Below are 13,878 nucleotides of genomic sequence, written 5' to 3'. Positions count from 1 at the left end.
GCAAAATGGACGTCGCTACCACAAGCCGCAGCCAGCCGCAGACCGGGACGCAGACCAGCGCGCAAGATTCCGATCCCCTCTGGTACAAGGACGCTGTCATTTACCAGCTTCACATCAAGTCGTTCTTCGACGCCAATGGAGACGGCATCGGCGACTTTGAGGGACTGCATGAGAAGCTCGATCATATCGCTTCGCTCGGAGCCAACGTCATATGGCTCTTGCCGTTCTTCCCGTCCCCGCGCCGTGACGATGGATACGACATCGCCGACTACACCAATGTCAGTTCGGACTACGGCACCATGGAGGAGTTCGAGGCCTTCGTCGAAGCCGCACATCAATGTGGGCTGCGAGTCGTTATCGAGCTCGTCATCAACCACACCTCCGATCAGCACCCGTGGTTCCAGCGGGCGCGCCAGGCGCCTCCCGGCTCGCCAGAACGCGATTTCTACGTCTGGTCGGACACGGATCAGAAGTTCCCGGAAACCCGGATCATCTTTCTTGACACTGAAAAGTCCAACTGGACCTGGGATCCTGTCGCCGGCGCCTATTATTGGCATCGGTTCTATTCCCACCAGCCCGACCTCAATTTCGATAATCCGCTCGTGCTGAAAGAGCTTCTAAGCGTAATGCGCTTGTGGCTGGAAACCGGAATCGATGGTTTCCGACTGGACGCAATCCCCTACCTGGTCGAGCGCGAGGGGACAATCAACGAGAACCTTCCAGAGACGCATGGAATCCTGAAGAAGATCCGTGCAGCACTCGATTCCACTCACCCTGGCAAGATGCTGCTTGCCGAGGCTAATCAATGGCCGGAGGATACCCGCGATTATTTCGGCAACGGCGATGAATGCCACATGGCATTCCACTTCCCCTTGATGCCGCGCATGTACATGGCAATCGCCAAGGAAGATCGGTTTCCGATCACCGATATTATGCGGCAAACGCCCGAAATTCCGGAGAGTTGCCAATGGGCGATCTTTCTGAGAAATCATGACGAGCTGACGCTCGAGATGGTCACCGACGACGAACGGGACTATCTTTGGAATATCTACGCCGCCGATCGCCGCGCGCGCATCAACCTCGGGATCAGGCGACGTCTTGCGCCGCTGATGGAGCGCGACCGCCGCCGCGTCGAGCTGATGAACGCGCTTCTGCTTTCGATGCCCGGTACTCCCGTGATCTACTACGGCGATGAGATAGGCATGGGCGACAATATCTATCTAGGCGACCGCGATGGCGTGCGAACGCCGATGCAATGGTCCCCGGACCGCAATGGCGGTTTCTCGAAGGCAAACCCCGCCCGCCTCGTTCTGCCGCCCATCATGGATCCACTTTACGGCTACGAAGCGGTCAATGTCGAAGCGCAGGGGGCCGATGCCCATTCGTTGCTCAACTGGACACGGCACATGCTGGCCTTGCGCAACAAGCATACTGCATTTGGGCGCGGTTCCTTACGGTTCCTGTCGCCCGGCAACAGGAAAATCCTTGCTTATCTTAGGGAATACCAGGGCGAAACGATCCTTTGCGTGGCCAACCTGTCGCGCCTGCCGCAAGCCGTCGAGCTGGATCTTGCCAATTTTGCCGGTTACGTCCCGATTGAGCTGACGGGCATGTCTCCTTTCCCGCCGATCGGTCAACTCACGTATCTGCTCACGCTGCCCCCTTATGGTTTCTTCTGGTTCCAGCTCAGTCAGGAGACTGATGGCCCCGCATGGCGCGCCGAGCCTCCCGAGCAGATGCAGGACATGGTGACCATGGTCGTGCGTCGCGACCTGCAGGAACTGCTCGATGAGCCCCGGCTTTCAGGTACGCTTTCGAGCGAGGTGCTGCCGGCCTATCTTGGCAAGCGGCGCTGGTTCGCCGCCAAGGGCGAGAGGTTAATGCGTGCGTCCCTGATTTCCGCCATGCCGTTTCCATTCGCCGGCAACATCTTGTTTGCAGAACTGGAAGCCGAGCTGGAAGCCCGCAAAGAGACATACCTGCTGCCGCTTGCCGTGTGGTGGGATGACAGCCAGCCGAGCGCTCTTGCCCAGCAGCTTGCCCTTGCCCGTCTCCGTCAGGGCCGTCGCGTCGGCTTCCTGACTGACGGATTTGCGATGGAAGGTCTTGCACGCGGCGTCATACGAGGCCTCTGCGACCGTGCCGTCATTGCCGGTCGCGCTGGCAAGCTCGAATTTGCAGGGACCGCGCAGCTCGACTGCATGAGCGTCGATGATGACATACAAGTGCACTGGCTTTCTGCCGAGCAATCCAACAGCTCGCTTATCGTCGGCGATATGGCGATGGTAAAACTCATCCGCCATATCTTCCCCGGTGTCCATCCGGAAGTCGAGATGACACGCCAGCTGACCAGTGTCGGATATGCCAATACCGCGCACCTGCTCGGCGAAGTCGTTCATATCACACCCGACGGCAGCCGCTACACGCTGATTATCGTGCAAAGAGCCATTCGCAATCAGGGCGATGCGTGGAACTGGATGCTGGCCAATCTGCGTCGCTCGACCGACGAGGTCGTGGTGACCGGGGTCGACGGCAAGGCGGCCGACGAGCATTTTAAGCCGCTCGTCGAGTTCGCTGCGACCGTTGGCAAGCGGCTCGGCGAATTGCATGCGGCGTTGGCGCGCCCGACCGACGACGAAGCCTTCAAGCCCGTCCGCATCACCGATGAAGACGCCGCTCGCTGGGCAAACGCTGTAAGGGAGCAAATCCGCGTCAGCCTCGACATGCTTAAGGCAAGCGGCGACAGTCTTGCGCCGGCGCTGGCGCAGCAGATCGTCTTTCTCGTCAAGCAGCGCGAGGATCTCTTGAATGCTGTTGACGATCTCGCCAAGGCTGCAGTCGGTACGCTGATGATCCGAAATCACGGCGATTTCCACCTCGGCCAGGTCCTGGTTGCGGAAGGGGATGCCTACATCATCGACTTTGAGGGCGAGCCCGCACGCGATCTTGCCGAACGCCGCGCAAAGACCAATCCTCTGCGAGATGTCGCAGGCCTCCTGAGGTCGTTTAGCTACCTGGCGGCGTCCGCCGATCTTGACCTGGAACGGGTAAGCGAGGTGGAAGATCAAAGACACAGCACACTCGTTAGGCGCTTCATCGACTTGGCCGAGCAGGCATTCCTGGCTGCTTATTTCGGAGTGATCGAAGACGTGCGCGAACTCAATATTCCGACCAATTCGCGCAGTCGCATCCTCGATCTGTTCTTGCTGGAGAAAGCCGCTTACGAGATCGCCTATGAAGCGCGCAACCGACCCAGCTGGCTGGCTTTGCCGCTTGGCGGTTTCTCGGCCATCGCATCGAGACTGCTGGAGAAAGTCGCATGAGATACGAGCGAACAGACTTGATGATCGGCACTGTCCAGGAGGGCCTTCAGGCTCTCGTCGAAGGCCGTCACGGTGATCCATTCTCGATCCTCGGACGCCACCAGTATGGCGATTTAACCGTCGTAAGAGCCTTGTTGCCCGGGGCAGCATCCGTCGACGTGGTCGAGGCTGACACCGGCCGCGTGCTGACCAGACTGGAGACGATTCACGAAGGTGGCCTGTTTGCCGGGGCAATCGGCAGCACGACGAATTACCTCTTTCGCATTAACTGGCCGGATGCCGTGCAGGAGACGGAGGATCCCTATTTTTTTGGATTGCTGCTCGGTGAGCTTGACCTGCATCTAATTTCTCAGGGCACCCACTACGATCTCGGCCGCACGCTCGGCGCCATTCCGATGGAGATCGATGGCATACAAGGCGTGCGATTTTGTCTTTGGGCACCCAATGCGCGGCGGGTTTCCGTGGTTGGCGACTTTAACAGTTGGGATGGTCGCCGGCATCCGATGCGATTGCGTCCTTCAGCCGGCGTATGGGAACTCTTCATCCCGCGCCTGACGCATGGAGAACGCTACAAGTTCGAACTCATTGATGCCAATGGCAATCTCCTGCCGCAAAAGGCCGACCCGGTTGCCCGAGCCAGCGAGGCTGCACCCTCTACGGCTTCGATCGTCGCGCCCTCAAAACCTTTCCGCTGGAGCGATGAAGACTGGATGCGTGCTCACCGCGCCGAGCGCGCGCTCGAAGGCGCACTGTCAGTTTATGAGGTGCATCTTGGCTCCTGGCTTCGGATTGCCGAGGAGGCAAACCGGCCCCTCGACTGGGTCGAGTTCAGCCAGAGGCTGGTTCCCTATGTCCAAGATCTCGGCTTTACGCATATCGAACTGTTGCCGATCATGGAACATCCGTTCGGCGGCTCCTGGGGCTACCAGCCACTCGGCCTTTTTGCCCCGACCGGCCGTTACGGCCTCCCGGATGACTTTGCCTATTTCGTTGATCGCTGCCATGCTGCCGGCATTGGCGTCATTCTCGATTGGGTGCCGGCGCATTTTCCAACCGATGTCTGGGGGCTTGCCCGCTTCGATGGCACCGCGCTTTACGAGCACGAAGACCCGCGCGAGGGCTTCCACAAGGACTGGAACACTCTGATCTACAATCTCGGGCGCAACGAGGTGAAAGGGTTTCTGATCGCCAGTGCCCTGGAATGGCTGGAGCACTATCACGTCGACGGTCTGCGCGTCGATGCGGTCGCCTCAATGCTTTACCGCGACTACAGCCGCAACGAGGGCGAATGGATCCCCAACGCATATGGCGGACGCGAGAATCTGGAGGCGGTGGAATTCTTCAAGCACCTGAATAGCATCATCCATCATCGGTGCCCGCATGCCTTTACGGCTGCTGAAGAGTCGACCGCCTGGCCAGGGGTCACGACGCGTCCCGAGGACGGTGGCCTCGGCTTTGATTTCAAGTGGAACATGGGCTGGATGCATGACACCCTGCATTACATGCAGGAGGATCCAGTGTACCGCAAATACCATCATGCGGCGATGACGTTCGGCATGATCTATGCCTATTCCGAACACTTCATGCTGCCGCTTTCCCACGACGAGGTTGTGCACGGCAAGGGTTCGCTTTTCGCAAAGATGCCCGGCGATCACTGGCAGCGGCTTGCTAATCTGCGCGCCTATTACGGCTTCATGTGGGGGCATCCAGGCAAGAAACTCATTTTCATGGGTTGCGAGCTTGCCCAGGAGAGTGAATGGGACCACGATGGTTCCGTTCATTGGGACCTGCTCGACAGTCCCGCTCATGCAGGTATTCAGCGGTTGATCCGCGACCTCAACAGGCTCTATGCGCAACAGCCGGCGCTACAATTCAGCGACCTTCATGCCGCTGGCTTCGAGTGGGCGGTCGCGGACGACGCGGAAAACTCCGTCTACGGCATGCTTCGCAGTTCGCCCGACCGCTCGTCGCTGATGCTGATTATGTCCAATCTTACCCCTGTTCCGCGGTACGGTTACCGGGTCGGTGTGCCCACGGAGGGCCGCTGGCAGGTGGTATTGAATACCGACGCGGCGATCTATGGGGGGGCCAATCTTGGCCAGACTGAGGTCTGGGCAGAACGCCAGCCAAGTAACGGCAAGGAGTATTCCGTCCTTCTGACACTGCCGCCGCTCGCAACGGTTTTCCTAAGGCACAAGGAGTAGCGTTCTTCCATCTGCGCTGGGGTGGCGCCGGATGCCAAGGCGTCCGGCGCCCGGTCGTCCTTTGAGGGAATGCAGCGGCGAAGCCGGTTGCCCGCGATGGTGTGCCGCGCTTTTGTCAGACAAGAAGCGGTCAGGCGGCTTGGCTTCCGAAGGCTTCTCAGCGCGACTGGGAAGGCAAGCCTTTACGCAGGAGTTTCTCGACATGACTGAAAGGCAGAGGTTTTCCGAAGAAGTATCCCTGAATTTCGGTGCAGCCGTGCTCCCTCACTTGATCGAGCTGGTCGGTCGTTTCGACGCCTTCGGCAGTGGTCGTGATACCAAGGCTGGATCCCAGATCAACCACCGCCTTCACGATGGCAGCGCAATCCTTGGAATCTCCAAGTTCACGGATGAATGATTGATCGATCTTGATCTTGTCAAACGGGAAAAGCCTCAGATAGCTCAATGAGGAATATCCGGTACCAAAGTCGTCCATCGCAATCCGCACTCCAAGTCCCTTGATGTGGTGCAGGGTTGCCAGGGCCGCCTCGCTGTCAGTGAGGAGGACGGATTCGGTGATTTCGAGTTCAAGCTGAAAAGCCGACAGACCGGAATCAGCAGGGGCAGAAATAACCGCATGGGTAAGCGAGGGGCTTCTGAACTGGGCTGGGGAAAGGTTCACCGCAACCCTTACATGCGCCGGCCAGTTTGCGGCATCCTTGCAGGCCTGGCGCAACACCCATTCCCCGAGTGGCACGATCAAGCCGGTTTCTTCCGCCAGCGGGATGAATTCATCCGGTGAGCTTTGGGATGCCGGCATCCATTGCGGGTTCGAAGAAGCAATAAGTGCCTCTGCCATCCGTTTTTGCTTTGTAGAGAGCGGTGTCGGCATTCTTCAGCACAGCATCTGCCGTTTCGCCGTCGTCAGGAGCAATCGCAATGCCGATGCTTACCCCGATTTGAACAGGCTGCCCCTCGACGACAAACGTTTCGCCGATAGCATTGACGAGTCTCTGCGCAAGTGCCGCGGCGCGTTCCTTCGTTTGGACCTCCTCCTGAATGACGATGAATTCGTCGCCGCCCAGCCGGGCGATGCTATCGCTTTCACCCAGGCATGTCTTCAGCCTGTCGGTTACGGGCTTCAGCAGGAGGTCGCCGACGGCATGCCCCAATGTATCATTCGCATGTCTGAAGTGGTCCAGATCCAGGCATAACAGCGCGCTGCGCTTGTTCCCGTTACCAAGGGCCAATTTCTTTTCAAGCCTCTCACGTAAGAGCGTGCGATTGGGCAGGCCAGTCAGCGGGTCGTGACCAGCCATGTTTGATCTGTTCTTCGGCGCGCACGAATTGGGTGACGTCTTCATGGGTTGCGACGTAGCCGCCATTTTCCATCGGGTTATGTGTGATCTTTATCACCCTGCCATCCATCAGGGCGATATTCTCACTGGCAGCGGAACCCTTTAGCGCGGCTTCGACGACAACATCGAAATACGCCTCCTGCTGAACCGGCGCGTTTCCAGCTGTTTGCCGATAGTCGAGGATTTGCCAAAGAGGCGTTCCCGGCCGTGTCAACGTTTCGGGCAGGTCGTACAAGCGACAATAGCCTGCGTTGCATAACAGCAGGCTCTTGTCAGCATCGAACATGCACAGACCGTGCGGCATGTTTGCCAGTGCCGCATCGAAGCGGCGGTTCTGGTTGGCCATATCCTTTCTTATGCTGGCCAGCGCCGAAATGTCATCACAGCTGACCAACCATCCGCCGTCGTCGACCGGCGTGGAGGTCAACGAGACGATCCGGTCACCGACTGAGATCTCCTGATAGAACAAGGTTGAACATGTGAGGAGATGCGTGAGCCAGCTCCCTTGACTGCCGTCGGATTGCTGCGTCCGGCCAAGAATCGGAATCTGAGCGGCTATCCTTGTCGCACTGACGCCGACGTCAATAGCCCCTTTGGGGGCCCGCAACAGTTTCCCTATCCGATCGTTGAAAATCACAACCCGTAAGTCTGCATCCAGCAGCGCGACACCCTGCTGCATAATCTCCAGAATACGGAAGGAACTAAGCATAATCTACCTTTGCAACAGGCGGCATGAAACGCAACCATAAAGTGCGCAGGACGCAATAAAAATGCCTTTTCTTCGAAGTTGCTCAACCATATCGTGTCGCAATCGCTTCTGAGCGTGCAAACAAGCCGACACTTCCGGCATGATTGCCGTCGTGCTTTGCTCCGCAAGTGCTTATATAAGGCCGCAGGTTCTGCCATTGAGAGAACGCGCGAGCTAGAGACTGACGGAGATGCTGCGAGCCTTAATCGTTCGATGCCGGTTTCAACGGAATAAAGGGTGCGGTCGAGACCGCCGCAATGCTTAGACCGGGTAGCGGTGGCGCATTGTTGCACGAGGTGCACCCAGAATTCTTGAAAACGGGTTCGTTCCGCCTCCGGCGAGCGCACGATGCACCTATATCTATTAGGAGCCACGCAATGCGTTAAGCGAAGAGGAAGAACTTGAACGAGATCCACATCACCAAGCGAGAGAGGGAAATCCTGACGCTCATGTGCGATGGAAAGAGCGCGCAGGAGATTGCGATCATCCTCGGGTGCTCGGTGCATACCGTGCGAACGCATATCGAAGCGCTGAAGGATACATTTGCAGTCTACAAGGACACGGCTCTGGTGGCCGCGGCGCTAAGGACAGGCGTGATCGAATGATGAAAGCGTCACGCCTGCTCTGGGACCTGCGCAGGGAAATGACCGGCGTGCTCGGGCGGTTCGCCTGTTCCGGCTACCGTTTTGGCGGCGGCGCCATTCCTTCAGTTTGCCCGTAAACGCATTTTTTCATTTTGATGCAGGCCAAGACCCGGTATTGCATTGTCGATCGTATCGGGAATGGCTTGATTTGAAAACAGGACGGCGGCTTTCGGTATCTGGCGCATCGAGGGGGCGGGATCGCAACGATGATCGTCCAGGCATCAGCCCGGTCGACATTGCAGATCACAATTCCCGCACGGCCATGGGGCTCCTGCGCCGCTTTGGGCCGCTTACCCGCCAGGAGCTTTCCAGGCATCTTGGGCTCACGGAGCCGGCTATAACGGGGATTATGCGCCGCCTGGCCGATGCGGGCCTGGTGAGCGGGAAAAAGCGTCCCACAACTGCGCATTACACGGCGCTCGAGTTCTCGTTGCGAGCCGACGCCGCATATTCCTTGGGAATCCGCCTTGGTGCGCATGGCGGCGAAGCTGTCGTCATGGATCTTGCCGGCAAAATCCCTCAACAGCGCGCCTTCACAAAATCCGAAGACATCAAGGAGGCGGTTTTGCACATACGCCATGCAGCTGGCCCCTCTGGCAAACTGCTGGGATGCGGGATTGCTCTCTCGGCCGGGTTGCCGCTCGATCGGAAAGCCATTGAAGATAGCCTTGAATTGGACGTTGGCCCGCTCTTTTTTCTTGATGACACCGAGGCGGCGGTCAATGCCGAGCGAATGTTGGGCATAGGTGACCGCGAAGGCGGTCTGGTAATCGTCATCGTCGACGAGACTGTGCGCGCCGGGCTTTTGATCGGCGGGCGGCCGTTTCGGGGTGTTCACGGATTGGCTGGCCAGATCGGCGACATGCGCTCGGGTGTTGATGGCGCAAGCCTGAACGAAGTCGCGACCTTGCCCTCGCTCAAAGCGTACCTTGCAGCCCACCCGGGCGCAACGGATGGCTGGGTGGCGATTGCTGCGCGCCATCTTCATGAGGCGGTCCTGGCGATCTCAGGATTTATCGCTCCGGGCGCCATCCTCATCGGTGGTGCTCTGCCCGATGATGTTTTCGAGGCAATCATTGCGCGCCTGTCGCGCGAACGGGACGACAAAATTCGCGATCTCGTGATTGCGCCTTGGATACCATCCGTGCGGCGTGCGTCCTTTCCGTGGGCAGGGGTCGCTGTCGGCGCCGCATTGCGACCGTTCTCCGAGACACTCTTGCCCGATGACCGTCCATGATTTTTCGGGCGTCGCTTGACGCGCCCTGCCAACCGTCACGCTACCGTGACCGGGTCCTGGGACTGTCGGCTGCTGATTGGATTTCGAAACCTCTGACCCGGTTCGGCCGATGGCAACCCCAGGCGATGGGCAAGCGGGATTGCGGCAGCACCAAGAGCCGCGGCATCTTCCGAGCCGGCCGCCCGGTGAAGGGACGGCGCTCGTGCGCCAAGCCGGGTAATCTCCTCGTGGACGTAGACAAGCAGTTCATCAATTAGGCGGACAGGAAAGCGACCACCGATGAGAACGCCTTCCGGATCAACGATCATGCCGATATCGACAATTGCTTGGGCAAGCTTGATGCTGATCTTGCGCAGCCACCTGCTGACGCGGCTGCGTCCTGCGTCGTCGAGGTTGAGAAGATCTCCCGGGGTTGTCGCTTTGATGCCATTGCGCTCAAGATAGTCAAACAGGATAAACAGCGAGAACATTTCGCCGAGTGGTTGGGTGCTTCCTGCAAACGGGCCATCATCAAAGACGACCGGCAGCCAGCCGATTTCTCCGCCGATTCCGCTGGCGCCCTTATGGCGGACCCCATCTATGACGAGGCTGCCGCCGAGACAGGCATTGGCGAGGATGTAAAAGAAACTGCCGATTTCCGTGCCGAGGCCATACTCGATTTCACCGAGCGCAGCAGCGTTGGCGTCGTTGTCGATGAACACCGGATGATCGGAAATTGCCTCCAGCGCACCGCGCACGTCATAGCCATTCCATTGCCGGTATTCTGATGGAAAGCCGATTACTTTAACCTCTCCGAGCCAGTCAGGAATAGCAAGGCCAATCCCCGCCAGACGAGCTTCTTCGATGACCCTGCGGCGTCTGAAGGAAGATAGCGCGTCTGCCATCAAGCCCGCGAAGTCGTCCGGTAGCAGAAAGCGCCTTTCGTGATGGATGCGTCCGCGCACCGTGCCGGCTGCATCCACAGCGACGATCGTGAGGTGATCGCGATCAATATTCGCGCCGACCGAAAACACGCCTTCGGGATCGATCTCAAGCTCGATGGCAGGTTGTCCTCGCAAACCGTGCCTGCGGCGCGCCTCCATAACGAGTCCTTCATCGAGCAATCGATCCACGATGCGGGTGACGGCCTGTTTCGTCAGCCGCGATTGGTGGGCAAGCTCCGTGCGCGAAATCGGGGCGCCGCGGTGAATTGCGGCGAGAATCATGGCCCGATTGGCCGCCGCAGCCTGCTCCGTATTCGAGCCCGACAGTATCAATCCCGGTATCCTTTCGCCGTGACCTAATCTCAATGCAAACTAGGCGATTGTCGTGGATGCGAAAAGCGCCCCAAGAGCGGTGTTGCATCGGGCCGTATCGGGTCAAGTCCTGGCTATTCGCCAGCTCTTGACCTCAAAGGGGCGCAAACCGGCATTCGGCACCTTCTCCATCGGCTCCTCGAGGATACTGACGACGCCTATGTTCTGCCAACGCGGCGGAAGGCGTAACTCAAAGTTCCCGCGCCGCCCGGCAGGCTCGTACACGCGCACGATGAGGCCATCGCCGTCCTCCGAGGGCTTGACAGCGGAAAGTGCCGCATCAATCCCGACCGCGGCGAGCGGCTGCCATGTGCCCGTTGCGCGATCTGCGACGGCGACGGCCAACAGCGGTTGGTTTAGATCTTCGGCCTCCTCCCTCACACCCCCTTCGTACCACGAGCCCTCATGTGGCATCAGTGAATAGGTAAACGTCTGGATACCTTCGTCGGCAAGCGGATCAGGATAGACCGGCGCGCGCAGGAGGGAGAGGCCCAGGACATTGCCGCGCACGCTGTGGCCATACTTTGCGTCATTGAGGATGGCAACGCCAAAGCCAGGCTCCGAAAGATCGGCAAAGCGGTGGGCAGGCGCTTCGAACATCGCAGCGTCCCAGGACGTGTTCGAATGGGTCGGACGTTCCACGACCCCGTAGGCGCATTCGCAGGTCGCCCTCGCATGACGCACGGCAACGCCCGTCAGCGTGCGAAGGAAGACACGCCGGTCATGCCAGTCGAGTTCTGTCTGTATGTCCAGCCGCCGCGCGTTGGCACCAAGCGACAGAACCTGCGTAATGCGCGAGTGGCGCCAGGTTCGAACGATCTTGATCGCCGCCCTGTGGGGGCCATCCTCAATCAGTTCAAGGCTGTCGAGATGAGTGATCTCTTCGCCACGAGCCACGTAGTCTTCTTCGACATCCCAGGCGTCCCAATTGCGCGGCTTGTCGGCGGGATAGACGAAAAGGCGATTGCCGCAGCCCTCAAGCGCCTCACGTCCTGTTGGCTTGTGCAAAATGCTGGCGATCGAGCCGTCGTTGGCAAGCCTGACTTTCAGGACAGCGTTTTCCAGGTAGTCGCGCCCAGCCGAAAGGCCGGTCTTTGGCTGGAGCGCTTCGCTCGCCAGAACAGCAATCCCAAGCGGGGCGATCTGTCCCCCGGCCGAGATTGTGCTGCCGTCCGATAGCGTCAAGCGGATGGGACGCTCAGACAGCGACGGATTGACCACCAGAACATTGTTGCCTTCGCCAACCGGCAGTTGTGCGGCTATCGATTTCATCGCCGCCATTTGAGTCGAGCGCGCCTCTGCTACGACTGCGTCGAGTTCGTTGGCGGCATCGACATAGACCTCGGCAATCGAGGAGCCGGGCAGGATGTCATGAAACTCGTTCTTCAAGACGACACGCCATGAGCGCTCCATCGATGCCGGCTGCTCGCCCCCCAGAAGATAAGCAAGGCCCGTCAGCGTCTCGGCGGTCACCAGACTGCGCTCTGCTTTTCGGTGCAGCCGCTTGACGGCACTTTGACTTGTGAGCGTTGCGCGGTGCAGTTCGAGATAGATCTCGCCTTGCCAGACCGTCAGGTCCTTCTTGGCTGCCGTGTCATGCGCCTCCTCGAAGAAGTCGTGGACCCGTGTCCAGCGTGCTTTCGGCAAAGCCGGGAAGAAGCGCAGTTGTTCTTCTCGCATAATCATTTCCGGCGTCACGCCGCCGCCGCCATCGCCATAGCCCACGGCAAGCAGCGTGGTGTCGTGCTTGTCCTTCTGGCGAAAGTTCTTCCAGGTCGGCACGAAACAATCCGGGCGCACGAAGCCATTGTAGCCCTGCATCGGATTGTCGAATGTGTGGGCAAGGACCCTGCTGCCATCGAGCCCTTCCCACCAGAAGAGGTCGGCCGGGAACTGATTGGTTTCCGACCAGTTGACCTTAATTGTGAAGAAGCTGTTCATGCCGCCTTGACGCAGAAGCTGGGGCAGGGCACCGGAAAAACCGAAGCAATCGGGCAGCCAGCAGACGGTATGGCGAACCCCGAAGGTCTTTTCGAAATAGCGCTGACCATAAAGGATCTGCCTGCTGAGGCTCTCGCCGGTCGGCATGTTGGTGTCGGGTTCGACCCACATGCCACCAAGCGTCTCCCATTGGCCTGCCTTTGCCCGTTCGATGATGCGGGCCAGCAAGCCTGGATCGTCTTCGGCAATCTGCGCATAGTAGTGGGCTGTGGACTGATTAAAGCGGAAATCGGACGATTGCTCCATGAGCGACAACGCCGTGTGGAATGTACGGCGCATCTTCCGCCGGGTTTCGCTGTAGGGCCAAAGCCATGCGAGATCGATATGCGCATGTCCGGTCAGTGCGATCTCGCCTTGCGGCGGAAAACGCTCGCGCAGTTGCTTAAGCTGTCCGACAAGTGCTTCGTAGGCTTCGAGCACACTGGCCCGCTGGCTCTGGTTAAGACCCTCAGGTGAAACCTCAAGTGGCGGCAACTGCCAGATCTTCTGCTGAACCGGCGAGGGCGCCGTCCGCGCGACATAGGCGGCGGTGGCCGACGGCCAGTCGAGGCCGCGCATGGCGTGTTCGGCGACATCCAGGAGATGCGGAATGACCTCGTGGCCGTCGAGGATTTCGGCCGCCTCCGTGATCTGCCGCAAGAGCAGCCAGAGCCTGTCAACGGCAGTGTCTAGCCAGATGACCGCACCACGTTCCAACCTCGGGTGCCGCACGGGTTCTCCAAAGGGCAGGCGCGCGACAGTTTCGGAAGAGATGCGGATGCTGCGCGAAGGGACAAGGAATTCCCGGTGATAGGGATCGAGACCGAGCCGTGTCTCATTGCCGGTCTCGTCGGCGATCGTGATCAGGCTTTCGCCGCCAAGGTCAAGCACGAGCCGAGCGTCGTCAAGGGGCCAATGGCCCGGCAAGGTGATTGCGCCGGAAAAGCGCACCGTGCCGTCTTTGCGTGGCCATGGGTCGCCGATTGCGATCGGCTCTCCTTCAAAGGTCCAGCCGTCCATCTCAATTGTTTCGCGCGAACGCCAATATTCCAGCTCTGCGATACGGACGCGAATGCGGTCGAGGCGTTGGGTCAGAGTAAGCGTCATGAT

At 59.2% G+C, this 13,878-nt stretch carries 9 protein-coding genes and 1 pseudogene; 5 read left to right on the top strand and 5 right to left on the bottom strand.

All coding sequences use genetic code 11. The features are described from left to right. Positions 1 to 5 precede the first annotated feature (5 nt). Together treS and glgB are read left to right on the top strand one after the other, a co-directional pair. The gene (gene treS / locus BLP23_RS08515) at positions 6 to 3,323 is read left to right on the top strand and encodes a maltose alpha-D-glucosyltransferase (RefSeq protein WP_092584457.1); all 3,318 of its coding nucleotides are present in this window, start codon (positions 6 to 8) and stop codon (positions 3,321 to 3,323) included. Then, complete coding sequence (gene glgB / locus BLP23_RS08510) at positions 3,320 to 5,527, top strand: 1,4-alpha-glucan branching protein GlgB (RefSeq protein WP_092584456.1); 2,208 nt, start codon at positions 3,320 to 3,322, stop codon at positions 5,525 to 5,527. Before treS ends, glgB begins: the two co-directional genes overlap by 4 nt. A gap of 157 nt (positions 5,528 to 5,684) precedes the next feature. On the opposite strand, the gene BLP23_RS08505 is transcribed toward glgB, so the two are convergent. Genes BLP23_RS08505 through BLP23_RS08495 form a run of 3 tightly spaced genes read right to left on the bottom strand, consistent with a single transcriptional unit; the run spans position 5,685 to position 7,543 of the window. After that, the gene (locus tag BLP23_RS08505; protein ID WP_092584455.1) at positions 5,685 to 6,398 is read right to left on the bottom strand and encodes a putative bifunctional diguanylate cyclase/phosphodiesterase; all 714 of its coding nucleotides are present in this window, start codon (positions 6,396 to 6,398) and stop codon (positions 5,685 to 5,687) included. Next, positions 6,298 to 6,825, bottom strand: a complete 528-nt coding sequence (locus tag BLP23_RS08500) for a GGDEF domain-containing protein (RefSeq protein ID WP_167363851.1) — start codon at positions 6,823 to 6,825, stop codon at positions 6,298 to 6,300. The genes BLP23_RS08505 and BLP23_RS08500 overlap by 101 nt, the downstream gene beginning before the upstream one ends. Beyond that, positions 6,773 to 7,543 (bottom strand): PAS-domain containing protein, encoded by a 771-nt coding sequence (locus tag BLP23_RS08495; RefSeq protein ID WP_167363850.1) that lies wholly within the window; start codon positions 7,541 to 7,543, stop codon positions 6,773 to 6,775. Before BLP23_RS08495 ends, BLP23_RS08500 begins: the two co-directional genes overlap by 53 nt. A 470-nt stretch (positions 7,544 to 8,013) precedes the next feature. On the opposite strand from BLP23_RS08495, the gene BLP23_RS08490 reads away from it, so the two are divergent. The 3 genes and pseudogenes from BLP23_RS08490 to BLP23_RS34370 all read left to right on the top strand — a co-directional run bounded on the left by BLP23_RS08490 (position 8,014) and on the right by BLP23_RS34370 (position 9,493). Then, on the top strand, positions 8,014 to 8,217 hold the full coding sequence (locus BLP23_RS08490; RefSeq protein WP_022716742.1) for a response regulator transcription factor: 204 nt from the start codon (positions 8,014 to 8,016) through the stop codon (positions 8,215 to 8,217). 301 nt (positions 8,218 to 8,518) lie between these two features. Further along, positions 8,519 to 8,593, top strand: a pseudogene (locus BLP23_RS34375) (hypothetical protein); the annotation flags it as partial. A gap of 504 nt (positions 8,594 to 9,097) precedes the next feature. Continuing rightward, positions 9,098 to 9,493, top strand: a complete 396-nt coding sequence (locus tag BLP23_RS34370; protein WP_233426681.1) for a hypothetical protein — start codon at positions 9,098 to 9,100, stop codon at positions 9,491 to 9,493. Between the two features lie 35 nt (positions 9,494 to 9,528). Here BLP23_RS34370 and BLP23_RS08480 read toward each other — a convergent pair whose 3' ends face one another. Continuing rightward, positions 9,529 to 10,698 carry an ROK family transcriptional regulator gene (locus BLP23_RS08480; protein WP_092584943.1) on the bottom strand — a complete coding sequence of 390 codons (1,170 nt, stop codon included), beginning with the start codon at positions 10,696 to 10,698 and terminating at the stop codon, positions 9,529 to 9,531. Between the two features lie 153 nt (positions 10,699 to 10,851). Next, a complete protein-coding gene (locus BLP23_RS08475) occupies positions 10,852 to 13,875 on the bottom strand; it encodes an alpha-mannosidase (RefSeq protein WP_092584451.1) in 3,024 nt (1,007 codons plus the stop codon). Positions 13,876 to 13,878 lie beyond the last annotated feature (3 nt).

Source organism: Rhizobium mongolense subsp. loessense, assembly GCF_900099775.1.
Lineage (GTDB): Bacteria > Pseudomonadota > Alphaproteobacteria > Rhizobiales > Rhizobiaceae > Rhizobium > Rhizobium loessense.
Note: the sequence above shows the minus strand (reverse complement) of the source record. Positions and strands in the feature narration are given on the sequence as shown.